This window comes from Burkholderia territorii (assembly GCF_001718335.1).
Classification (GTDB): domain Bacteria; phylum Pseudomonadota; class Gammaproteobacteria; order Burkholderiales; family Burkholderiaceae; genus Burkholderia; species Burkholderia territorii.
The window spans coordinates 720103-743447 of the sequence record NZ_CP013365.1; the positions used below are offsets into that span (position 1 = coordinate 720103).

13 protein-coding genes, 1 tRNA gene and 4 pseudogenes are annotated in these 23345 nt (G+C 61.2%); 12 read left to right on the forward strand and 6 right to left on the reverse strand.

What is annotated here, in order from left to right; genetic code table 11:
* Positions 1-446 precede the first annotated feature (446 nt).
* Together WS51_RS03340 and WS51_RS03345 are read right to left on the reverse strand one after the other, a co-directional pair.
* Entirely contained in the window at positions 447-1610 is a 1164-nt protein-coding gene (locus tag WS51_RS03340; protein WP_069228586.1) for a porin, read from the reverse strand.
* 428 nt (positions 1611-2038) lie between these two features.
* Positions 2039-2959: a YihY/virulence factor BrkB family protein gene (locus WS51_RS03345; protein WP_069228587.1), complete on the reverse strand. Its 921-nt coding sequence runs from the start codon at positions 2957-2959 to the stop codon at positions 2039-2041.
* Between the two features lie 140 nt (positions 2960-3099).
* Here WS51_RS03345 and fdnG point away from each other — a divergent pair, with 140 nt between their 5' ends.
* The 7 genes from fdnG to WS51_RS03385 all read left to right on the forward strand — a co-directional run bounded on the left by fdnG (position 3100) and on the right by WS51_RS03385 (position 12327).
* The gene (gene fdnG / locus WS51_RS03355; RefSeq protein WP_155773558.1) at positions 3100-6171 is read left to right on the forward strand and encodes a formate dehydrogenase-N subunit alpha; all 3072 of its coding nucleotides are present in this window, start codon (positions 3100-3102) and stop codon (positions 6169-6171) included.
* A gap of 10 nt (positions 6172-6181) precedes the next feature.
* A complete protein-coding gene (fdxH, locus tag WS51_RS03360) occupies positions 6182-7096 on the forward strand; it encodes a formate dehydrogenase subunit beta (protein ID WP_059450830.1) in 915 nt (304 codons plus the stop codon).
* Entirely contained in the window at positions 7093-7719 is a 627-nt protein-coding gene (locus tag WS51_RS03365; RefSeq protein WP_059450831.1) for a formate dehydrogenase subunit gamma, read from the forward strand. Before fdxH ends, WS51_RS03365 begins: the two co-directional genes overlap by 4 nt.
* Positions 7720-7827: 108 nt before the next feature.
* Positions 7828-8763 (forward strand): formate dehydrogenase accessory protein FdhE, encoded by a 936-nt coding sequence (fdhE, locus tag WS51_RS03370; protein ID WP_174905768.1) that lies wholly within the window; start codon positions 7828-7830, stop codon positions 8761-8763.
* 76 nt (positions 8764-8839) lie between these two features.
* Positions 8840-10279, forward strand: a complete 1440-nt coding sequence (selA, locus tag WS51_RS03375; protein WP_069228589.1) for an L-seryl-tRNA(Sec) selenium transferase — start codon at positions 8840-8842, stop codon at positions 10277-10279.
* Positions 10276-12201, forward strand: coding sequence for a selenocysteine-specific translation elongation factor (gene selB, locus WS51_RS03380; protein WP_069228590.1), 1926 nt, complete (start codon positions 10276-10278; stop codon positions 12199-12201). Before selA ends, selB begins: the two co-directional genes overlap by 4 nt.
* A gap of 30 nt (positions 12202-12231) precedes the next feature.
* Positions 12232-12327: transfer RNA gene (locus tag WS51_RS03385), tRNA-Sec, on the forward strand.
* Positions 12328-12904: 577 nt separating this feature from the next.
* Here the strand turns inward: WS51_RS03385 and WS51_RS03390 are convergent.
* Together WS51_RS03390 and WS51_RS30530 are read right to left on the reverse strand one after the other, a co-directional pair.
* Entirely contained in the window at positions 12905-13330 is a 426-nt protein-coding gene (locus tag WS51_RS03390) for a hypothetical protein (RefSeq protein ID WP_155773559.1), read from the reverse strand.
* A complete protein-coding gene (locus WS51_RS30530; protein WP_081333518.1) occupies positions 13327-15162 on the reverse strand; it encodes a S10 family serine carboxypeptidase-like protein in 1836 nt (611 codons plus the stop codon). The genes WS51_RS03390 and WS51_RS30530 overlap by 4 nt, the downstream gene beginning before the upstream one ends.
* A 291-nt stretch (positions 15163-15453) precedes the next feature.
* Here WS51_RS30530 and WS51_RS31885 point away from each other — a divergent pair, with 291 nt between their 5' ends.
* Together WS51_RS31885 and WS51_RS32770 are read left to right on the forward strand one after the other, a co-directional pair.
* On the forward strand, positions 15454-15624 hold the full coding sequence (locus tag WS51_RS31885; protein ID WP_155634100.1) for a hypothetical protein: 171 nt from the start codon (positions 15454-15456) through the stop codon (positions 15622-15624).
* A gap of 232 nt (positions 15625-15856) precedes the next feature.
* A pseudogene (locus tag WS51_RS32770) lies at positions 15857-16889 on the forward strand (S10 family serine carboxypeptidase-like protein); the annotation flags it as partial.
* Between the two features lie 1433 nt (positions 16890-18322).
* On the opposite strand, the pseudogene WS51_RS03400 reads toward WS51_RS32770, so the two are convergent.
* Positions 18323-18803, reverse strand: a pseudogene (locus WS51_RS03400) (transposase); the annotation flags it as partial.
* 486 nt (positions 18804-19289) lie between these two features.
* Here WS51_RS03400 and WS51_RS30540 point away from each other — a divergent pair.
* Positions 19290-19592 carry an H-NS histone family protein gene (locus tag WS51_RS30540; RefSeq protein WP_060347985.1) on the forward strand — a complete coding sequence of 101 codons (303 nt, stop codon included), beginning with the start codon at positions 19290-19292 and terminating at the stop codon, positions 19590-19592.
* A gap of 323 nt (positions 19593-19915) precedes the next feature.
* On the opposite strand, the pseudogene WS51_RS03405 reads toward WS51_RS30540, so the two are convergent.
* Positions 19916-20729: pseudogene (locus WS51_RS03405) on the reverse strand (IS5 family transposase).
* 382 nt (positions 20730-21111) lie between these two features.
* Here WS51_RS03405 and WS51_RS31890 point away from each other — a divergent pair.
* Both WS51_RS31890 and WS51_RS03410 read left to right on the forward strand, forming a co-directional pair.
* A pseudogene (locus tag WS51_RS31890) lies at positions 21112-21260 on the forward strand (integrase core domain-containing protein); the annotation flags it as partial.
* A gap of 353 nt (positions 21261-21613) precedes the next feature.
* Positions 21614-23311: a YadA family autotransporter adhesin gene (locus tag WS51_RS03410; protein ID WP_167357959.1), complete on the forward strand. Its 1698-nt coding sequence runs from the start codon at positions 21614-21616 to the stop codon at positions 23309-23311.
* Positions 23312-23345: the final 34 nt, after the last annotated feature.

The following is a 23345-nucleotide window of genomic DNA, read 5'->3' on the forward strand; positions in this document are numbered from 1 at the left end:
GGGCGCGGCAATCTGCGTGCCGCCATCGATACGACGGACGAAGGACGTCGAAATCGACACGTCGAAGCATAGTGCTTCGTGTCGCGGTATCGAAATCGGCGATGTGGACGGTCAGGCGTCCATTGCGATGAGGGATCCCGTTGTCGCGCGTCAGGCTGACATGGAGTGAGCGGTTCGCGGCACGGCGTGAACGGGATCGTGCCGTATGTAGCCGTCGGACAGCGAGGGGTGTCTCGATGCCTCTGGACGGGCATCCGGCGCACGACAGGCGGTCCTGGAGCCGCTCCCGGCCCGTTGCCTTACCGCAGGCCCTCGACGCGATTGCCGTTCGCCCGGCCGCTGCCGGCAGCGGACGAAAAAAAACCAGCCACGGCCGAAACCGGTGACTGGTTTTGCAGTTCGGCGACATGGCGTCGGAGACGCCATGCATGCCGGAAACGTACTTCTTAGAACTTGTGGCGCAGGCCGAGCGCGACGATTTCTTGCGAGCTCTTGCCTGCGATGCCGTACGAACCAATCGATGCTTGCGCATCGGTACCGTCCGCGTTCTTGCCGCTTGCGTGCTGGTATGCGCCGACCAAGTAGACGTCCGTGCGCTTCGACAGCGAGTAGTCGGCGCCGAGCGAAACCTGGTGGTATTTCGCGTTGTTGTCGCCGCTGCCCTTCGTGTAGATGTAGCCGAGGCCGAGCAGCAGGGGGGCCGATGCTTGGTACGTGACGAATGCCCGGCCGGTGTTGTACTTCTGGTTCGTACCGAAAGCCGAGTTCGCATCCGCCTTGTACTGTGCGTTGCTGTAGCCGAGGCCAAACGTCACCGGACCGAAGGCGTACTGGCCGGCAACTTGAGCGATGCCAATCGACGTCGAAGACGTGAACGCGTTATTGATGAACGTCGTGCCCGAATCGCCGTCGAAGATCGCGTCCGACGTGCCCGTCCAGCCGGAGCGCGTGCCTGCGGCATTCAGCGCAGACGCGTTGTTCGCGTGGAAGTAGCCAGCAGCCAGGCCGAGCGGGCCATTGTTGTAAGCTGCCGCTGCTGCCCACGTCTGACCCTTGCCCGTCGCACCTGCGACGCCGCCAAGTGCGTACATGCCTTCGAACTGCAGACCACCCCAGACCGGCGAGGTGTACTTGATCGCGTTGCTGACGCGCAGGCTGTTGTCATTGTTGTCGACATCGCCCGGCGTAGCAAACACGCTGCCGAAGTAGTTGTCTGCAGTCACCGCTTGAACGAGGTCGACGAGCGGGTCGTACTGGCGGCCCAGGGTCAGCGTACCGAGTTGATCGCTTTGCAGGCCGACGAATGCCTGACGACCGAACATGCGGTTACCTTGGCCCAGTGCGCCCGATGCCGAGTTGAAGCCGTTTTCCAACTGGAAGATCGCCTTCAGGCCGCCACCGAGGTCCTCGGTACCCTTCAGGCCGAAACGGCTGCCTTGCAGGTTGCCACTGCCCATCGACCACGAATTGTTGCCTTGACCAGCGTTACCGTGGACATAGGTGATCGACGTATCGATCACGCCGTACAGCGTGACGCTCGACTGAGCGTGAGCAGCGCCAGCGGCGCCCAGCAGCGCGAGCGAGAGGGTCGAGAGTGCGAGTTTCTTCATCGTTGAGTATCTCCACGCAAGTGAATCGTCATTCGTTATTTGTTGCGGATTGGAGAATAGCTCAGTGCCATACATGCAAGAAAGCTTAAAAAATAAAGTGTCGCGAAAAGGTAACGTCAGGAAAAAGTCCATATATATCAAGGACATCAAGAACTGTTCCTCTTTTTGAAATAGTTGACAATTGCTGCGCTGCGATTGTTGCAGCAACCGGTGCATCCGGCAGAGGAAGCGGGTGTTTCGCGGGTTCGTGCGCGGAAATCGAGGCAGGCAAACGTTTGCCGTTGCAGCGCGCATCGCGTGCCGGTGCAAAGAACGCATCAACGATCGGGAATGCCTCGCGGGCAGGACGGTTGCGAAAACGCAGGCGGTCGCGTAGTTAGCGCCGCCTCGCGCGTGGCGCGTCGGCGGCGCAGGGCGTGCGTCGGCAGTCAGTCGCTGCTTGCGCGATCGGGCGGCGCGGCCGCGGCCACGGCATTGCCGGTGCGCCGATGCGCATCGCCGCGCGCGGCCGCGAATTCCGCACCGAGCAGCAGCACGGCCGCCGAGAAGTACAGCCACATCAGCAGGACCGCGAACGATCCGGCCGCGCCGAATGCGCTGGCCGTGCCCGCGCGGGCAAGATACAGCGCGAACAGCTTCTTGCCGCCCGAGAACAGGATCGCGGAGACAATCCCGCCGATCAACGCATCGCGCCACGCGACGCGCGCATCGGGCAGGAACTTCATCAGCGCGGCGAACGCGCCGGCGAGCACCGCGATGCCGACGAAGAACTGCAGCACGTTGGTGATCGCGACGTACGGCGAATCGCCGAGCAGCCAGGTGCCGATGAACGTGATCGCGGTATCGAGCACGAGCGACACGATCAACAGGAATGCGACGCCGAGCACGAGCCCGAACGAAATCAGCCGCACGCGCACGAGCCCGAGCATGCTCGACCAGCGGCTTTCCGTGCTCGGCCAGATCACGCTCAGCGCCGTGTTCAGCGACGCGAACGTCGCCGACGCGCCCAGCGCGAGCGCGGCGAACGAGATCAGCGTCGCGATTCCGCCGCGCTCGCCCGCGCGGTGCGCGTTCTGCACGATCGTCTGGATGCTGGCGGCCGCGTCGTCGCCGATCAACTGATGCGCCTGCTCGAACACCTGGCCGCGTGCGGCGTCGTCGCCGTAGAACCAGCCGGCCACGGCGATCACCATCACGAGCGTCGGCGCGAGCGAGAACGCGGAGAAGAACGCGATGCTCGCGGCCATCGCCGAGCAGCGGTCGGACGAGAAGCGCTTGAATGCAGTGAGTGCCCAGTTGGCCTGCTGTTGCGCGAGACGAGTGGCTTCGGAGGTGATCTGTCGTTTCATGACGGTTCGGTTGGGCGTTGAACGCACTGACATCGGAGGATCAGACAAATCAGTATTGATCCGAGGATTCGATCATAGTTGCGTGAACTGTCTATAATCCTTTCAGTTTCACCTCACCCCACAAAAACGCCGAGACCATCATGCTACAAATGTCCCGGCGCCAGTTCCTGAAGGTGACGGCCACGTCGCTTGCCGGATCGAGTCTTGCCCTGATGGGCTTTTCTCCGACGGAAGCGCTCGCCGAGGTCCGACAGTACAAGCTGGCGCGCACAGTCGAAACGCGCAACACCTGCCCCTATTGCTCGGTGGGTTGCGGCATCCTCATGTATAGCCTCGGGGATGGCGCGAAGAACGCGCAGTCGAGCATCATCCATATCGAAGGCGATCCAGACCATCCCGTCAATCGCGGCACGCTGTGCCCGAAGGGCGCGAGCCTGATCGACTTCATCCACAGCCCGAACCGCCTGACGCGTCCCGAATACCGGGCGCCCGGCTCGGACAAGTGGGAACCGATCTCGTGGAACGACGCGCTCGACCGGATCGCGAAGCTGATGAAGGCCGATCGCGACGCGAACTTCGTCGAGACGGCCGAAGACGGCGCGAAGGTCAATCGGTGGCTGACCACCGGCATGCTGGCCGCGTCGGCGGGCAGCAACGAGGTCGGCTACCTGACCCACAAGACCATCCGCAGTCTGGGGATGCTCGCATTCGACAATCAGGCGCGTGTCTGACATGGCCCGACGGTGGCAGGTCTTGCCCCGACGTTTGGCCGTGGAGCGATGACGAACCATTGGGTCGACATCAAGAACGCGGACGTGATTCTCGTGATGGGCGGCAATGCAGCCGAAGCCCATCCGTGCGGTTTCAAGTGGGTAACGGAGGCGAAGGCGCACCGCAAGGCGCGGCTGATCGTCGTCGACCCGCGCTTCACGCGTACGGCCTCTGTGGCCGACTACTACGCGCCGATCCGCACCGGCACCGACATCGTCTTCCTGGGCGGTGTGATCAACTATCTGCTGACGAACGACAAGATCCAGCATGAGTACGTGAAGAACTACACGGACTTCACTTTCATCGTGCGTGAGGATTTCGCGTTCAACGACGGCATCTATTCCGGCTACGACGCGGAGAAGCACGCGTACCCGGACAAATCGAGCTGGGACTACGAACGCGGCGACGACGGCTTCGTGAAGGTCGACCCGACGCTGCAGCATCCGCGCTGCGTGTACAACCTGCTGAAGCAGCACTACGCACGCTATACGCCGGACATGGTCCAGCAAACGTGCGGCACGCCGAAGGAGAAATTCCTGAAGGTGTGCGAAATGCTCGCGACGACGGCCGTTCCCGGCCGCGCCGGCACGGTGCTGTACGCGCTCGGCTGGACCCACCACTCGATCGGCGCGCAGATCATCCGCACCGGCGCGATGGTGCAGCTGCTGCTCGGCAACATCGGCATCGCGGGCGGCGGGATGAACGCGCTGCGCGGCCACTCGAACATCCAGGGCCTGACCGATCTGGGGCTGATGTCGAACCTGCTGCCGGGCTACATGACGCTGCCGATGCAGGCCGAGCAGGATTTCGACGGCTACATCAAGAAGCGCGCGCAGCAACCGCTGCGGCCGAACCAGCTGAGCTACTGGAAGAACTACAAGGCGTTCCACGTCAGCTTCATGAAGGCGTGGTGGGGCGATGCGGCGACCGCCGAGAACAACTGGGCCTACGACTACCTGCCGAAGCTCGACAAGCAGTACGACCTGCTGCAGGCGATCGAGCTGATGAATGCCGGCAAGATGAACGGCTACATCTGCCAGGGCTTCAATCCGCTCGCGGCGGCGCCGTCGAAGGTGAAGACGGCGGCGGGCCTCGCGAAGCTGAAATGGCTCGTGATCATGGATCCGCTCGCCACCGAGACGTCCGAGTTCTGGAAGCATCACGGCGACTACAACGACGTCGATGCGTCGAAGATCCAGACCGAGGTGTTCCGTCTGCCGACCACGTGCTTCGCGGAAGAAAACGGTTCGCTCGTCAGTTCGAGCCGCGTGCTGCAATGGCACTGGAAGGGCGCGGAGCCGCCGGGCGAGGCCAGGAGCGACCTCGAGATCATGTCGGGGCTGTTCCTGCGCATGCGCGAGATGTATCAGAAGGACGGCGGCAAGTATCCGGATCCGATCGTGAACCTCACGTGGCCGTACGCGAACCCGGAAAGCCCGACGCCCGAAGAGCTCGCGATGGAGTTCAACGGCCGTGCGCTTGCCGATCTGCCCGACCCGAAGGATCCGACCAAGGTGCTCGTGAAGAAGGGCGAGCAGCTCGCCGCGTTCGCGCAACTGAAGGACGACGGCACGACCGCGAGCGGCTGCTGGATCTTCTGCGGCGCATGGACGCAGGCCGGCAACCAGATGGGCCGGCGCGACAACTCGGACCCGACCGGCATCGGCCAGACGCTGAACTGGGCGTGGGCGTGGCCGGCCAACCGGCGGATCCTGTACAACCGCGCATCGTGCGACGTGAGCGGCAAGCCGTTCGACCCGACCCGCAAGCTGATCGGCTGGAACGGCAGCGCGTGGAAGGGCGCCGACGTGCCCGACTTCAAGGCTGACGAGCCGCCCGAAAACGGGATGGGGCCGTTCATCATGAACCCGGAAGGCGTCGCGCGCTTCTTCGCGCGTGCGGGAATGAACGAAGGTCCGTTCCCCGAGCACTACGAGCCGTTCGAGACGCCGCTTGCGGCGAACCCGCTGCATCCGGACAACCCGCAGGCACTGAACAACCCGGCCGCCCGCGTGTTCCCGGACGACCGGGCGTCGTTCGGCAAGGTGTCGGAGTTCCCGCACGTCGCGACGACGTACCGGCTGACCGAGCATTTCCACTACTGGACCAAGCATGCGCGGCTGAATTCGATCATCCAGCCCGAGCAATTCGTCGAGATCGGCGAAGATCTCGCGAAGGAAGTCGGCGTCGCGCACGGCGATCGCGTGAAGGTGTCGTCCAAGCGCGGCTACATCGTCGCGGTCGCGCTCGTCACGAAGCGGATCAAGCCGCTGACGATCGAGGGCAAGAAGGTCCAGACGGTCGGCGTCCCGTTGCACTGGGGCTTCAAGGGTCTGACGAAGCCCGGCTATCTCGCCAATACCCTGACTCCGTCCGTAGGCGACGGCAACTCGTACACACCGGAATTCAAGTCGTTCCTGGTGAAGGTCGAAAAGGCGTAAGGGGGAAGAGATGGCATTGCAATCGCTGGATATCAAGCGCGTCTCGGCCACCACGACGCCACCGCCCACGGTGCGCGAACCGGTGACCGGAAGCGTCGCGAAGCTGATCGACGTATCGAAGTGCATCGGCTGCAAGGCTTGCCAGACGGCATGCATGGAGTGGAACGACCTGCGCGACGAAGTCGGCACCAACGTCGGCGTGTACGACAACCCGGCCGACCTCACCGAGCACTCGTGGACGGTCATGCGGTTCTCCGAATACGAGAACCCGGCGGGCGACCTCGAGTGGCTGATCCGCAAGGACGGCTGCATGCACTGCGAGGATCCGGGCTGCCTGAAGGCGTGTCCGTCGCCGGGCGCGATCGTGCAGTACAACAACGGGATCGTCGACTTCCACGAGGAGAACTGCATCGGTTGCGGCTATTGCGTGACCGGCTGCCCGTTCAACGTTCCGCGGATCTCGAAGAAGGATCATCGCGCGTACAAGTGCACGCTCTGTTCCGACCGCGTCGCGGTCGGCCAGGAACCGGCCTGCGTGAAGACCTGCCCGACGGGCGCGATCGTGTTCGGCACCAAGGAGGACATGAAGCAGCACGCGGCCGAGCGGATCGAGGACCTGAAGGAGCGCGGCTTCGAGCATGCGGGGCTGTACGACCCGCAGGGCGTCGGCGGCACGCACGTGATGTACGTGCTGCACCACGCGGACAAACCGTCGCTGTACCACGGGCTGCCCGACAATCCGTCGATCAGCCCGATGGTGAAGCTGTGGAAGGGCATCGCGAAACCGCTCGCGGTGGCCGGCCTCGCGCTGACCGCGCTGGCCGGATTCTTCCACTACACGCGGGTCGGTCCGAACGAGGTCAGCGAGGACGAGGAAGCCGCCGCCCGCGACGAGGCGCGACGCATCAAGGAGGACGCAAAATGAAGCACGACGACCCCAACCTGATCGTCCGCTACACGCCGAACGAGCGCACGAACCACTGGATCACGGCGATTACGTTCGTGTTGCTCGCGCTGTCCGGGCTCGCGCTGTTCCATCCGTCGATGTTCTGGCTCACCGCGCTGTTCGGCGGCGGCCAGTGGACGCGGATCCTGCATCCGTTCGTCGGTCTCGTGATGTTCGTGTCGTTCGCGATTCTCGTGGTGCGCTTCTGGCACCACAACGCGCTCGACGCGGACGATCGGCAATGGCTTAAGCAGATCGACGACGTGCTGGCCAACCGGGAAGACAAGCTGCCGCCTGTCGGTCGCTATAACGCCGGACAGAAGCTGCTATTCTTCACGTTGGTGGCGTGCCTGGTGTTGCTCCTGCTGTCGGGGATCGTGATCTGGCGACGCTATTTCTCGTTCTACTTCCCGATCGGGGCGATTCGCGCGGCCGCTGTCGTGCATGCCGTGGCGGCCTTCGTGCTGATCGCGAGCATCATCGTGCACATTTACGCGGCGTTGTGGGTGAAAGGCTCGATCGGGGCGATGGTGCGCGGCACCGTCACGCTGGGCTGGGCCCGCAAGCATCACCCGAAGTGGTTCCGTGAAAGCGTGAAGTAACGCACTGGAGCGTGGCGGTACGCAGATTGCCGCGTACCGTCGCGCCACCGCCGGAATCGCCTGGAAAGCGCCGATCCGTCGGCGCTTGTTTTTTTGGATGATATTTTCGTGACACAACGCATTCTCGAACCGACCGAGATCTCGACGCTCGATCATTCGGCCATTCCGCGCTTTCGCCTGCCGGAGCGCGGCACCGTGTTTGCCGCGCGTGCCGCACGGTTGCGCAAGCTCGCCGATCTGAACCCGATCAGCGGCTATCTGCGGCTGATGGCTACCGTCGCCGATGCGCAGCACGCGACGCTGCAGGCGCTGAACCTGCCGATGCCGTCGCCCGAAGCGATCGCGCGTGCGCAGCAGCATTCGATGCCGCTCGTGCCGGCGCTCGACGGCGAGCGCAACCCGCAGTGGCGCGCCGTGCTCTATGAACTGCTCGACCGCGTCGAAAGCGCCGGGCTCGTCAATCCGTCGCTCGCGAAGCTGCTCGACCGGCTGCGCCTGATGGCACCTGCCGAACTCGACGCGCAGGCCGACGCGATCCTCGCGCTGCGCTTCGCCGAAGTCGATCCGGCCACCGCGCCGTTCCTGATGGCAGCGCTGCAGGTCGCCTGGACCGATCTCGCGAGCCGCGTCACACCGTCCGACGTCCCGTATCTCGACCAGCCGGGGCTGTGCCCCGTGTGCGGCACGCATCCGGTCGCGAGCGTCGTGCGTGTCGGCGGGCAGTACCAGGGCTACCGTTTCCTGCAGTGCGGGCTGTGCACGACCGAGTGGCACATGGTGCGCACGAAATGTTCGCACTGCGACTCGACCAAGGGCATTGCCTACCACGGGATCGAGGGCGGCAGCGAAGCCGTCAAGGCCGAGTCGTGCGACGAATGCAAGACCTATCGCAAGATCGGCTACCAGGAGAAGGACTACGAGTTCGAGCCGCTGGCGGACGATCTCGCGAGCCTCACGCTCGACCTGCTGATGAACGAAGCCGGCTACCAGCGCAGTTCGCCGAACCCGCTGCTGTGGCCCGACATGTCGCGCGAAGCGGAATGACGGCGGGCAACCGGGGCGGGCGCGCGAGCGCCGGTGCCGGTTACGCTGCCACGCAAGGAAATGGAGCCACCATTACGTGACCGACCCGGGTTTGAATGAACTGAATGCCGTCCTCGCGCGCGTGCCGTCGGTGGAGCGCGTGCTCACGTCGGCGCCGCTGCAGCCGCTGCTCGCCGACTATGGCCGCACCCGCGTGCTGAACGCGGTGCGTGCCGAACTCGAACGCTGGCGCACCGCCGCCCAGCAGGATCCGCAGGCGGCCGAGCCGCTCGACGAGCCGCGCATCGCTGCCGCGGTTGCCCGCACACTGGCGGCCCAGAACGCGGGCACCGTACGCGCGGTGTTCAACCTGACGGGCACCGTGCTGCACACCAATCTCGGGCGCGCGTTGTTGCCCGACGACGCGGTGAGCGCGGTGGTCGACGCGCTCACCCGGCCCGTCAACCTCGAATTCGATCTCGCCACCGGCCGCCGCGGCGATCGCGACGACCTGATCGACGATCTGTTGTGCGAACTGACCGGCGCGGAAGCCGCGACCGTCGTCAACAACAACGCGGCGGCCGTGTTGCTGACGTTGTCCGCGCTCGCGCCGAAACGCGAAGTGATCGTGTCGCGCGGCGAGCTGGTCGAGATCGGCGGGGCATTTCGCATTCCCGACATCATGAGTCGTGCAGGCGCGAAGCTGCGCGAGGTCGGCACGACCAACCGCACCCATCTGCGCGATTACGCGGAGGCGATCGGCCCGCGCACCGCGATTCTGATGAAGGTCCATTGCAGCAATTACGCGATCAGCGGCTTCACGAAGGAAGTGACGCTGGTCGAACTCGCGCCGCTCGCGCGCGAGCATGGGCTACCGGTCGTGGCCGACCTCGGCAGCGGCACGCTTGCCGACCTGTCGCAATGGGGCCTGCCGCACGAGACGACCGTGCAGGAAACCGTCGCGGCCGGTGCGAACCTCGTCACGTTCAGCGGCGACAAGCTGCTCGGCGGCCCGCAGGCCGGCCTGATCGTCGGCGATCGCGCGCTCGTCGCGAAGATCAAGAAGCACCCGCTCAAGCGCGCGCTGCGCGTCGGCAAGCTGACGCTCGCCGCGCTCGAACCCGTGCTGGGGCTCTATCGGGCGCCGGAATTCCTGCGTGAGCGGCTCACCACGTTGCGGCTGCTCACGCGGCCCCAGCGCGACATCGCCGACGCGGCCGAGCGTGTGCGTCCGGCGTTGCAGGCCGCGCTCGGCGGCGGTTTCGACGTGCAGGTCGAGCCGATGTTCAGCCAGATCGGCAGCGGCGCGCTGCCGGTCGATCAATTGCCGAGCGCCGGGCTCGTCGTGCGCACGCCGGACGGCAAGCGCGGCGGGCGCGCGCTCACGCAACTCGAGAAGAAGCTGCGCGAATGGCCGCGTCCGGTGATCGGCCGCATCGCCGACAATGCGCTTCGGCTCGACCTGCGCTGCCTGGAAGCGGCGGATGAAGCGGCATTCGTCGCACAGTGCGTGCAGATCGCGGGGCCCGCTGCATGATCGTCGGTACCGCGGGGCACATCGATCACGGCAAGACGACGCTCGTGCGGGCGCTCACGGGCGTCGACACCGACCGGTTGAAGGAAGAGAAGGCGCGCGGCATCTCGATCGAGCTCGGCTATGCGTATACGCCGCTCGAGAACGGCGACGTGCTTGGCCTGATCGACGTGCCGGGCCACGAGAAGCTGATTCACACGATGGCGGCCGGCGCGTGCGGCATCGACTTCGCGCTGCTCGTGATCGCCGCCGATGACGGCGTGATGCCGCAGACGCGCGAACATCTCGCGATCCTGCAACTGCTTGGCGTCACGCATGGCGCGGTCGCGCTGACGAAGTGCGATCGCGTCGACACCGCACGCCTGTCGGCCGTGCGCGACGAAATCGCCACGTGGCTGCACGGCACGACGCTCGACGGCGCGCCGATCTTCGAAACCTGCGCGACGCGCGATGACGATCCGGGTGTCGCCGCATTGAAGCGTCATCTCGCCGATGCGGCGCTCGCGTGGCGTACGCGCCGAGACGACGGGCTGTTCCGGCTGGCGGTCGATCGCGTGTTCACGCTCGCCGGGCAGGGCACCGTCGTGACCGGTACTGCGTTCGCGGGCCGCGTGGCGACCGGCGATACGCTCGCGGTCGTGCGCACGGGCGCCGCCGCGCGCGTGCGCGGCATCCATGCGCAGAACCGGCCGGTCGGCGCGGGCCGCGCGGGCGAGCGCTGCGCGCTGAACCTGGCCGGTGTCGACAAGGCGGACATCGAGCGCGGCGATACCGTCGCGGATGCGCGGCTGGTCGCGACATCGCCGCGTCTCGACGTCGATTTGACGCTGCTGGCCGATGCGGGGCTCACGCTGACGCACTGGGCACCGCTGCACGTGCATCTCGGCACGCTGCATCGCGTCGCGCACGTCGCGCTGCTCGACGGCGATACGCTGGCGGCCGGCCAGAAGATGCGCGTACAACTGGTATTCGACGAACCCGTGTTCGCGCTGCCGGGCGACCGCTTCATCGTCCGCAATCCGCAGGCGACACGTACCGTCGGCGGCGGGCGCGTACTCGATCCGTTCGGTCCCGCGCGCAAGCGCCGCACGCCCGCGCGCCGAGCATGGCTCGACGCATTGGCAGCGTGGCTCGACGAAGGGCGGCTCGATGCGCTGCTCGCGCAGGCACCGCTCGGTATCGCCCGCACGATGCTCACGCACCTGACGGGTTTCGCGCCCGACGCGCTCGCGTTGCCGAACGACGCGCTGGCGATCGGCCAGCGCGAGCGTGCATCGAACGACGGCACGGTGATCGCGCGAGCGCACTGGCATGCGCTGCAGGCGCGGGGGATCGATACGCTGCGCGCGTATCACGAGCGCATGCCGGACGAGCAGGGGCTCGATGCGGCACGCCTGCGACGCATGGCGGCGCCGCTCGTCGGCGATGCGCTGTGGCGCGCGTTGGTCGATGCGCTGGTGGATGGCGGGGACGTTGCACGAAGCGGGCCGTGGCTGCATCTGCCGTCGCATGCGGTGAGTTTCGATGCGCGCGAGGAAGCGCTGGCGCAGCAACTGCTGCCGTTGATTCACGCGGGGCGCTTCGATCCGCCGTGGGTCCGCGATCTGGCGCGCGACACGGGCGCGGCGGAGGATGTCGTGCGCACGCTGCTGCGCAAGCTCGCGCGATGCGGCGACGTGCATCAGGTCGTGCGCGACCTGTTCTATCACGCGGATGTCATTGGCGAGCTGGCCGGGCTGGTCGCGCGTCTGGCGCCGACGCGCGGCGGCGGGCTCGATGCGGCGACGTTCCGGGACGCAACCGGGCTTGGCCGCAAGCGGGCGATCCAGATTCTCGAATTCTTCGATCGGGTTGGGTATACTCGCTTCCACCGCGATCTTCACTTCCTGCGGCCTGACAGCGGTTGGGTGGGTGTACAGGCGTAGGCGCTCGTTGTTCTTTTGGTTTTTTCCCACGGAAGGCATTCGTATCCGGTGGTACGGCCGGGCTTCAAACTCGGTTAGGGGCGTCAGACGCTCCTGGGTAGGTTCGACTCCTGCTGCCTTCCGCCACATTGGCCTTCCCGGCTATTCCGAACTCTTCCGTAAACGTCTACTGGGCCGATGATTCCATAGCGATTTATGGGTAACGACGTGCTGGCGGCTACCGTTGACGTTTCGCACAATTTCCTTCCGAAGTATGGGTAGGGTGGACGTCCGATCTTCCGAACGAAGTCGACTCATGAACAGGCAGCACTCGTTGACGCTGTAGCAGCCGATACCGGCCTTAGCAGAGATTGCGACCGCAGCAGCGAAGACAGTGAGGTTCAGTGCCGGCAAAGCGTTCAAAGATACGGTGAACGTGCCTTGAATAGTCGCGACGATGGGGTGACAGGCAAGGCGGAGTGCACGGCAGTGTGTTCCAGCCAAGTTCAATTGTCGGGTTTCCCGCGAAATTGAAATGTCGCGGTGTTTGGTCTTTGTCTTGTCTAAGGCGGGCCGAAGAAAATGGAAGCCAACGCAACGTTGTGAAGCTGCACATTGAACATGTAGACGAGTTTGGATGCACTTCGCTATTTGCCCCACCGTCCCGCTTGTCGGTAACGAATGGGGCATCTTCTTCATCAGCGCCCGATACGGCTTGCGCGTTTTACGACGTCGATAGCGGGACGACAGGGCGTCGATTCAGATAGCGGATCACGTCTTCATAGCGAACCGCCCCTTTCCTTTCCGTGTCGATCTCGTCGAAATGATCCACGGCCCACCCCCATCCGGTCTTGTTCGCCCCCTCCTTGGTGAGCAAGTGAGTGGTGGGATCAGCCGCAGCCTTGAACTTCGCTTTGAGATCGGTGGTAATGGCGTCGGCCACGTTGCTCTTCGTTGTCGCCGGCGGTGCGCTATCGGGCGCGACAGGTGGCCGGCTGAATTTCGCTCCGACGCGAATGAAGCCCTGAGCGTGTCCTGACACGGTGACCGGATTCTCGATCACAAGCCGATCGTTCGCCAAGCTGGATTGCGTGCCAACCGACGCCAGTACGCTCGTTGTTACAAGCAGACAAGCAAAAAGAGGTTTCATCGTGCTACTCCTTGCGAAGTGATGCTCGTCGCAGTCGTTGACGACGATGTGGTACTCGCCGTCAAAAACGATTTGAGATCCGATCGCATGCCGCTGCGCGATGCTTCCGTCAGATATGCCATATGTCCACCATCGTACTCTTTGACTGTCACTCGCGGGACGGGCGAGGTTGGCGTCCAGAGTCCCACGGCCCCGAGGTCTAATTCGGTTTGAAAGAATGGCGTGACGCCGTCATGATAGCCGTGGAAGACGAGTGCTTTTAGGGTAGGTTGCAACGTCAATGCCTCGACCAAATCCGGCACGCTGGTAGGATAAGGCGAGCCTCGATGTTGAATGGGGGAATCTTTCCACCAATAATCTGCCGCTATATCGCTACCATAAACCTGCTTGGGGTCTTTGTTTTGATAACCGAATTCGCTCAGGAGTAGCTGTTTGATGTTTCCATAAAATCCAGCATCTTCGTAAAAGCTAACATCGTAATTAATAGGTTCGATCGTGCTGATGCGGCCATCGTAGTCATTGAAGCTGGCATTCTGTCCGTTATTTGGATATATAACCTCACCAATCGATGAAAAATCTGCAATCGTCTGGCCGGGATTGATTGAATTTTCAGGCAGGCCGGTAATGCCACTGAGTGTTGTCGTCACATTTGTGGAAAATGTCTTCTGCTGAAGTCCTTGAGCGTAATCGCCAGAAGCGAAATTTCGCAGATAGGCTGCGTAATCAGCCTTCGACTGCCCGTTTCGTGCTGTTGCCTTCCCATAATAATCTGCAACCATGCCGAGTGTTGGAAGAAAGCCTTCCGCTGTGTCTGACGACGTCGATCGATACCCGTAATCCATAATCGGTGATTGCAGGATAAGGCCGGCCAGAACCTGTGGCGTTGCCTTCGATGGGTCCGGCAGATAGTTGCTGGTTCCGGCCTGCACCAGCAAATCGGCCACGATCGGGGTGCGAATGCCGCTATATGATTCGCCCATCAAATATTTTGGGGAACTCTGTCGGTTATTTCGATTGATATACGCGGTGATGAAATCCCGGAACACTTTGGCGTCGGCATCGGTATTCCAGAAATCGCTATTTTTATGTGGCGCGATTGCCTCCGAATACCCCGAGCCAGGCAGATCGATAAAGACGAGATCAGTCTGATCGAGGAGCGTCTGCGGGTTGTCGATCAAGGGGAATCGATCCGGGTCGGGCATTTCCGTTCCGGCTGGTAGATTGGGGGCGTTGACCAGCAGACGATGCGGGGCCCATGAGCCTAAATGCAGCCAAATTGACGGCTCACCCGGGCCGCCGTTGAAGATAAACAGCACCGGGCGCTGGTTGTGCGGTACATCGTCGCGGGTATAGGCCATGTAAAAAATCGACGCCTGAGCGTCCGGGCTGCCCGTCTTGCTTTCGCTCTTCGGCGTCCAGGCGATAAGGTGACCGGCTGTGGCCGAGTATTCGATCGCCTGCCCGTCAGCACCGATCATGCTGTGATGCTTGACGGCCGGTGTCTCGTCGATCGCCTTCAAATCGAGACCGGCGTTGGCGATATCATCGCGATTGACGGTACCCGGGCCGCCGTTCGGTCCATTTCGGTAGGCGGCGCTTTTCATCGCATCAGGATCCTGCCAAGCCGCGTACTGATTGGGATCGACCACTGCATGATCAGCGGGCCACTGGAATGGTGTCGGATGAGTATCGTCTTTCGCAACCGTAGACGTGGAATCGTCTCCCCCACACGCGGCGAGTGCAACGCTCACACACAGACCGCTCAAGATCAACCGCCATTGGCTTGTCGCATTAATCAATAATATAGTTAATGTATTTTTTATGTGATACATAAATCCTCCAATTAACTGCGTGTTGTATCGAGAATTGATGCGGGGCGGACTTGGGTTTTCTTGTCCGGAGGCGAGTATAGAGCATCAAAAGACATTCCTGACGAATGAATGGCGCAAACGGTTTATGCGTCTCTGATTGACATGCGTTCTCGAACAATTCGGCGGACATGTGGCGAGCCGCTTACTTAGGCACGTCTTTGCGATCTAGCCACGAGTTTCAAGAGGCGGCCTCCACGAATTCCGTCCGACGTCACATTTGGCCACGCCGAAAATTGCCGGTGAGCACCCGAGATGGATTCCCGCCTGCCGTTCGGTTCGATGCGCTCGCTCATGCGCCGGCACTGTCATAATCGCTGGCAGATAAAAATATTTTTCCTGCGCGATTCCATCGTTTTGGAGCGTCGTCCGTCGCTACTCAGCGCCATTTTGTTAATTGTCGCCACGCAATCCAGGTTAAGTTAATCTTCGATAAACGCGATTTAATTATAATTAAATATATAAAATGGATGCGCGGCAAACTTTCTGTTGCAATTGTTTTGTTTCTGTAACACGCTATGCACGTGGCAAGAGAGCGGGGATTACACAAATGCGGAACAGAAACATCTGACCTCTGGCTACGAATTCACGCCAAAAACCTACGCAATTCGTTGTGAGAAATCGGGGCTCGCTTCTCTAGAGTTCATTCCGATATGGTGTGACATTGACTCACTGGGGTTACGCTGCATGTTTATTTTTTTCGGTAAACAAAAAAATCAGGATGACTATGAAAGCATTCACGGAAAATAAAGCGCAGTCGGGGTCTTTCCTCTCGGGCCGCCATCTCTGGCGTTTGCCCGTTGTGCTCGGGTTGAGCATCGTGCTGTTGAGCGCATGCGGCGGCGGCGACGACGGTCCGTCTGCCGAAGCGCCCCAGCCCGCCCTCGCGGCGGACAAACCGTATTTCGATCCCGTCGCCTACGGTAACCGGGCCGACGACTCGATCACGGATACCAACGAGGACGGCGCGATCACGCATCACGTCGTGACCATCAACGGGAAATCGATTCAGTACACCGCAACGGCCGGCCATCTCGTGACGACCGATCCCAGCAGCTCGCAGCCGAACGCGAAGATCTTCTACGTCGCGTACACGGCGGACGGCAAGGACGCAAGCACGCGTCCGGTCACGTTCTTCTACAACGGCGGCCCGGGATCGGCCGCGATCTGGTTGCTACTTGGTTCATATGCACCCAAGCGGATCAAGACGTCGATGCCCGACTTCACGCCGCCGGCACCCTATACGATCGAGACGAACCCGGACAGCCTGCTCGACAAGACCGATCTCGTGTTCATCAATCCGGTGGGCACCGGTTATTCGACGGCGATCGCGCCTGCGAAGAACAAGGACTTCTGGGGTGTCGACAAAGACGCGTCGTCGCTGAAGCAGTTCATCAAGCGCTACTTGACCGCAAACCAGCGCTGGAATTCGCCGAAGTTTCTCTATGGCGAGTCGTACGGCACACCGCGTACCGCCGTGCTCGCGAATGCGCTGCACAAAGACGGCGTCGACCTGAACGGGATCGTGCTGCAATCGTCGATTCTCGATTTCCGGCAGATCGATAATCCGATCGGATTGCTGCCGACCTATGTTGCCGATGCGTGGTATCACAAGAAATTCACCGCACCGACGCAGTCGACGACGCTTGCGGGCGTGATGTCGGAAGCCGCGCAGTTCGCGTCTGGCGATTTCGCGGCACTGGCGAAGGACGCGATCGCCTCTAATGCGGCAGCGACGGCGGCACGCAACGATCCGGTGTTTTCCGCGGCCGTCGACGCGGCCATCGCGGCCGCGAGCAATCCGTCGACGATGACGTGGGCGGACGTCGTCGCGTACTTCGAGACGCAACCGAACGCGGACGAACTGCTGGCGAAGGCTGCGGCATTTTTCCAAGCAGCTGACGCAGTTTCCCAACTCCCGGCTCCAAGCGATGCCGCAGCGCAGCGTGTCGCGCAGTACATCGGTATCGACAAGACACTAGTGCAAAACGCGAAGCTGCTCGTCGACACCGACACTTTTCAGCGTAACCTCGTGCCGGGGCGAAGCATTGGCGCGTACGACGGTCGTGTGACGACGACGGACCTGGGCGTCGCGGCCGGCATCAGTCTGGTCAACAACGATGCGTTCGATCGTGCGACGAACGGCGTGTACATCGCCGCCTGGAACATCTATCTGAATCAGGAACTAAAGTACACGTCGAATTCCGCCTTTACCGGCATCACCGACGTATCGAGGGCGTGGGACTGGACGCACCAGGATCCGACCGGCAATACGTCGCAGGGCCGCGGCAATCTGAACACGGTCACCGATCTGGCCGCGATCATGGGTATCAACCCGGATCTGAAAGTGTTCCAGGCAAGCGGTTATTACGACAACGTGACGCCGTGGTACCAGACGCGACTCGACCTGCAGAACATGCAGATCGACCCCGCGCTGCGCCAGAATCTGCAGATCAACGAATATCCGTCCGGGCACATGATCTATCTCGACCCGGATTCGCGCACCGCGCTGCGCAATGATCTGCTGAACTTCTTCCAGATGGTCGGCTCGGATCGGGCGGCCATGCAGCGGATCCTGCGGTTGCAGAAGCCGAGTCGCGCGTCCTGATGCGCGTATGAATCGGGCGGAGTTTGACCGGCTCCGCCCACTCGAACCGACGACCGGTTCGGGCCTCGCCGGGCGGCAAGCGCGTAGCACCCGTCGAAGGAAGCGAGCGGCGGTGGGCTTGCCTGCCGCTTCTACTGCACGATCTCGAGTTCGACGCAGTGCTCGTCAAGGTGCCTGATTCGTTGATGGCGCTGGACAGCCTTGATGGGACGATCGAAGCCCGTTTCATATTCGTCACGACAACGTGCTTGAACCGCAATTCTGCGATGTCGAGCATACAGAGCCGGAAGCGCCATTGCCGACGCGCGCTCGGGCTGGCGTCGGCCGCAGCGAACAGGGCGGCGACCGAGCGATGTCGATTTCACGCCACTCCCCTATACCTCTCCGCCGACAAGTTGGCTTCATTTAGGGGAGGCCCGCGGTGTGCAAACCATCATGATTGCCGCGTCACAGGCCGTCCGGCCGCCTTGTGGGCGAATGATCCAGCCTGTTCTGAATCTCTTGCTAGAGACGGTTTCAAAGACACTCGTTGGTGCGCCGCAGCGTATTCCAGCAGATCAAGCGGCTGCCGAGTTTGACGAACGCGCCGTGAATGGCGGCACGGTGCGCGAAACGAATGCGGAGGCGACGCACGTGATCCAGCCAGGCATTCGCGCGCTCGACGACGCAACGGTATTTGCCAAAGTCGCTGCCACGGCCGGCACGGCGCGTGACGATCAGCGGCTCGATATCGCGATCAAGCAATGATCTTGGACGTCGCGTGGAGTCGTATCCGCGATCGGCGCAAACGATGCGAGGCCGCTGCAGCGGATGGCCGCGCAAGCCGCGAATTGGCGGAATCGCGTCGAGCAGAGGCAGCAATTGCATGACGTCGGAAGCATTCGCGCCGCTCAGGATCTCGGCGAGCGGCTTGCCGTTGGTGTCGGGCATGATGTGGTGCTTTGGTACCGGGTCGCGCTCGATCGGAAAGGTGTGGCCCAGTTTTTGGCCAGCCCCCCCGACAACATCAGGCGCATGTGTACGCTCGTGGCCAAAGCGGCGAGAAGACGACATTGGCTTCACCTGCATCAAATACGTTCGGCATCAAGTCGACACGGACCAAGGCGACGTGGCAACTTTTTGGAAAGACCTACCACGCACCGGCGAGTTGTAGTCCACCAGCCTGCCAGGGAAACCGTTTGCGCTGGACTGGCTGAATTCATTTTCACCTATGGGATTAGGGCGATTCTCATACAATATTTAATCGAATAATTTGCGATTTTATTGTTAACGAATGTTAGGCGAATGATCTTGCGAACCATTTGCAGATGTATGCTGCCTATTCGTCGGTAGAGTGACTGGATGTCCTTTAGGGGTTTTGGTTATTTGTCTCTGGCTCCGTTTTAATTGTTTTGTTGCGATTTAATTTCTAATTGCATGGCGAGATGAAATTATTGATGCCCGGTCAAACTTTAAATGAAGTCGAGAGTTTTAATAAATCGTTATGAATGATTTGTCAGAGTATCTCGAGAGAAAGGCGTCGCTCGAAGCCAAAATTGCAGAGGACAGGTTAAGCTCAAGGGGTAGAGTGCTGGCGGAGGTTGTACTGGCAATTCAAGAGTTCGAGTTTTCGATGGAAGAATTATTCCGGTTCAGGACGAAGCGGAAAGCCATGCCGCGATATTTTGATCCTGTGAGTGGTGCAATATGGAGTGGTCGCGGCCGTGAGCCTCATTGGATTCGCGGTAAAGATCGGCGGCAATTTGAGCTGACGGATGGTTCGAAGGTTGATCTGGGTGAAAAATAAGCCTCCGATATTGTGGGTTATTGTAAATCCGTCTAATTTTTGTGGGTGTGATCAGCCTTGAATGGGTGATGGTATTTTTGGAATTTGATGGGATTTCGAGGGCTGGATTTTTAGATTGTTTTTGCGTAGTTTGATTTGTGCTGCCGAAGAGTTTGTAGTGAGGTGGTTGGTAATGGGCTCGAGAAATGCGCTGTAGGCGTAGGTGATGACTGAGCAAAGTCGCAAAACTGAATCGGAAAAAGGGACATGGTTAGAGCAACGATGTCGCGGGCAGAAGAATTTTAAGGATGGGAGGAGAACCAGAAAAATTCCATCATCCGTGTTCAATGACTAAGAGACGAGTGCAAAAAAGACTGGTTGGCCCGCCGAAGGGTATTCCAGCAGATCAATAAGCAGTCGAGTTCGAGGAACGCTTCATGAATGTCGGCACGGTGCTAGAAACGAATGCGGAGTCGACGGAAGTGATGCAGCCAGCCACGCGTGCGTTCGAGGCCCCAGCGATATTTGCCAAGGCCACTGCCTGTTCGGTACTGCGCTAGTCGATCACCGGCGCGATCGCGCAACGCTCGTCGATGTCGCTCGGAGTCTCGGCGTAGACGATGCGTGGTCGCTGCGATGACGCGTAATCCGTGGATCGGTGGAATCACGTCGATCGGAGGCAGCAATTGCGTGACGTCGGAAGCACTCGCGCCAGCCAGGCTTGGCAGCGGCTTGCCGTTGGCGTCGGTCATGATGTGCTGGTTGGTACCGGGTCGCTCTCGATCTGTAGGGTATGGCTCAGTTTTTTTGGTCCGCGCCAACTGCGCGAATCGCCGATGAGTCGACCGAGGCGCGCGAGAAATCGATCGAGTCTGCTGCTCGCAGCTTCGCGAGCAGCAACTCGTGCATGCGATCCCGTACGCCTGCAGCCGGCCAATCTCGGAGCCGTCGTCAAAGGGGCACACCCGAACCGCGGCCGATTTCGGCGGGCAGGTCGCGTCAGCGCAGTGTCGTCTTGAGAACGAGCAGGATGCCGGTTAGCGCGGCGAGATTCGAAACAGGCAAGCGGCCGGGGTTCTTCTTGCACCGCGGCTTGAGTGGCGGCAGTAACGGCTCGATCAATGTACACAATTCGTCGTCGATGATCGGCTTGCCCATATCTCCTCGGCCTCGATCGTTCCGATCTCGTAGAAAATGCAGTCATTCTTTTGCCGATTAAATAATGGATTAAATATATGGTGACGAATAATATTTATGTTCAAATTTATCTGCCGGTGTCTGCTCGCAAACGATTGGAAGAGGTTGTTAGGAATGACATTCGCTTGCTAGATTCCGTGATCAGGGACTTGCGTGTGGAATTTCCGAACGCGTTTCATACGGATGAAACATTGCCAAATCGTCAGTTCGTGTCGCCACCGCTTATTGATGAGGCTACTCCAAACACGAAATGGCCAAATCGAGGCAGCGGAAAATGCGTTTCCTAGACCGAGGAGAATGCCTCATCTTGGATACACATCGAGTGGGCGTCGATACATCCTGCGCCAGGCGCAAAATCGAAGTCTGGCGCGTGTGCTAAACGAGGCGCGTCCTCACTCTGTGCTGCAGTGGACGACGCCGGCGGAATCTGCCCGCCAGTGCACCGATCGGGCCGATCCGGCTCGCCCGGAAGAGCCGGAATTTTCCAGCTAAGCCCGGGACGGAAATTGGGCCAGCCTCAGGTGCTGCATCACTTTCGGTGAATTCGTATTCGTTTATAGCGCCGTGTCGGCATTCGCGATGCGTTCGCCGAATTCGGCTACGCCTCGGCAGGCTGGGATATCGGTCGGCAAGCCGATCAGTTTTGTGAAACTGTCTCGGAATGATTTTCTGATTTGTTGGTAATTGTCATTTAATGTTTGGTTGTCAAAATCGATAGATGATTGTTGTAAAGTCTGATCATCGGGATGAATTGACTTCCCGAGCCTTGCTCTTCGTCTAGAACATTTTGGATAATTTAATATTTTTTGATTTGGATGATTATCCGATGGATTGGATATATTGGCATGAAAAAATATCTCTCCTCCTCCTCCCCCGGTGCTGTCATTCGGAATAGCACAGTCGCGCCCAAGAGAGCTCAACTGCTGGCGCTCAATAGCCTTGCACTGGCTGTGGGCATCGCGTGTTCGCAATCGGGCTTCGCTGCCATTGCGATTGGCACGTGTGGTAGCGTGCAATCGGGCACGAATGCGTCTGTCGCACAGAACTGCGCGGGGGCAAGCGCATCGAATCCGGTCGGCGGCGCGATTGCGATCGGGGACAATACAGTCAATCCTGCCGTGGCAAACGGTGACGATACGCTGGCGATCGAGTCCGGTGCGACGGCCACCGGCGCTAGTTCGATCGCGATTGGGCATCAGGCTTCGGCGCTGAATTCCGGCACGAAGCAAACCGCCGCAACCGCGGTCGGCTCGTATAGCGCCGCAGGTGCTGACAGCAGCACGGCCTTGGGTGGTTTCGCCACGGCTTCGGGCACCAACGGAGCCGCGATTGGCGCGCATGCGCAGGCAGTCGCTGCGGGCGCGACGGCAATCGGAGCGGGTGCTGCGGCCAACAACGCAGGCGATATCGCCCTCGGCGCGGGTTCGAGCACGGATACGGCGCACGCCGGCGCCGTCGGCCCTTACGGAGGTAATGCGGCAGGTAACGCGACGTCGGTTCTGTCGGTGGGCACGGCCGGCAACGAGCGCCAGATTCAGAACGTCGCGCCGGGGGGCATTAGCGCAACCTCCACGGATGCGATCAACGGTAGCCAACTGTATTTGACGATTCGGGGCATCAATGGCGCGTTCGCCAATACCGCCGCCGCGCTCGGTGGCGGTGCTGCGTTCAACCCGACCAGCGGGGCTTTCACGATGCCCTCGTACGTTGTGCAGGGCGCCACGTACACCAACGTCGGTGCGGCGTTGAACGGTCTTGATGCTGTGTTGACATCGGTACGAAGCACGGCGAGCAAGGCCCTGTCGATTGCGCAAAATAGCGTGCAATATGATCCGTCGCAGGACGGATCGGGTAGTGGTGGCACGAACGGTGGCGGCAGTACCAGCGTCACGCTTAATCCCGGCGGCGCGTCGGCCGGGGTTCGCAACCTCGCTCCTGGCGCAGTGGGTCCGATGAGCAATGACGCGATCAATGGCAGCCAGCTTTATGCGACGAATCAGAACATCGCGAGCGTGCAGGGCAGCGTGACGAATCTGACGAATCAGATCACCAATGGTACGATCGGCATCGTCCAACAGGGCGGCGGTACGAGCGCGCCGATTACTGTCGGGGCACAAACGGGCGGCACGCAAATTAACGTGACGGGTACCGAAGGCGATCGGCGGATCTCCGGCCTGGCGTCCGGTGTCGCCGCCAACGATGCAGTGAATGTCGGCCAGATGAATGAGGCGATCCAGCAAGGTTCGTCGAGCGCGGTCAATCAGGCCAATGCCTATACGAACCAGCAGGTTTCCGGTCTGAGTCGACGTCTGGATGCGGTCGGCGCCGAAGCGATGGCGGCGTCGTCGCTGATTCCCAATGCCCGCGCGAATGGCAACATTCAATTGGCCGTGGCTGCCGGTACGTATGGCGGCGCGACGGCACTCGCCGTCGGTGCGAATGCGTGGCTGTCGGATCGTCTGCTGATCAATGCGCACATGGCTCACTCTACCGGATCGGGCGGACGTCTTGGTGCGTCGGTCGGTGCTACCTACGGCTTCTAGGTGACGGCTTCATAGAGACTGCTGAGTTTGCAAG

What these genes read in the sequence shown, in the direction of transcription:
- WS51_RS03340 (WP_069228586.1), bottom strand. Translation starts at nt 1,610, where the DNA reads ATGAAGAAACTCGCACTCTCGACCCTCTCGCTCGCGCTGCTGGGCGCC.
- WS51_RS03345 (WP_069228587.1), bottom strand. Translation starts at nt 2,959, where the DNA reads ATGAAACGACAGATCACCTCCGAAGCCACTCGTCTCGCGCAACAGCAG.
- fdxH (WP_059450830.1), top strand. Translation starts at nt 6,182, where the DNA reads ATGGCATTGCAATCGCTGGATATCAAGCGCGTCTCGGCCACCACGACG.
- WS51_RS03365 (WP_059450831.1), top strand. Translation starts at nt 7,093, where the DNA reads ATGAAGCACGACGACCCCAACCTGATCGTCCGCTACACGCCGAACGAG.
- selB (WP_069228590.1), top strand. Translation starts at nt 10,276, where the DNA reads ATGATCGTCGGTACCGCGGGGCACATCGATCACGGCAAGACGACGCTC.
- WS51_RS03390 (WP_155773559.1), bottom strand. Translation starts at nt 13,330, where the DNA reads ATGAAACCTCTTTTTGCTTGTCTGCTTGTAACAACGAGCGTACTGGCG.
- WS51_RS30530 (WP_081333518.1), bottom strand. Translation starts at nt 15,162, where the DNA reads ATGTATCACATAAAAAATACATTAACTATATTATTGATTAATGCGACA.
- WS51_RS31885 (WP_155634100.1), top strand. Translation starts at nt 15,454, where the DNA reads ATGGATTCCCGCCTGCCGTTCGGTTCGATGCGCTCGCTCATGCGCCGG.
- WS51_RS30540 (WP_060347985.1), top strand. Translation starts at nt 19,290, where the DNA reads ATGAATGATTTGTCAGAGTATCTCGAGAGAAAGGCGTCGCTCGAAGCC.
- WS51_RS03410 (WP_167357959.1), top strand. Translation starts at nt 21,614, where the DNA reads ATGAAAAAATATCTCTCCTCCTCCTCCCCCGGTGCTGTCATTCGGAAT.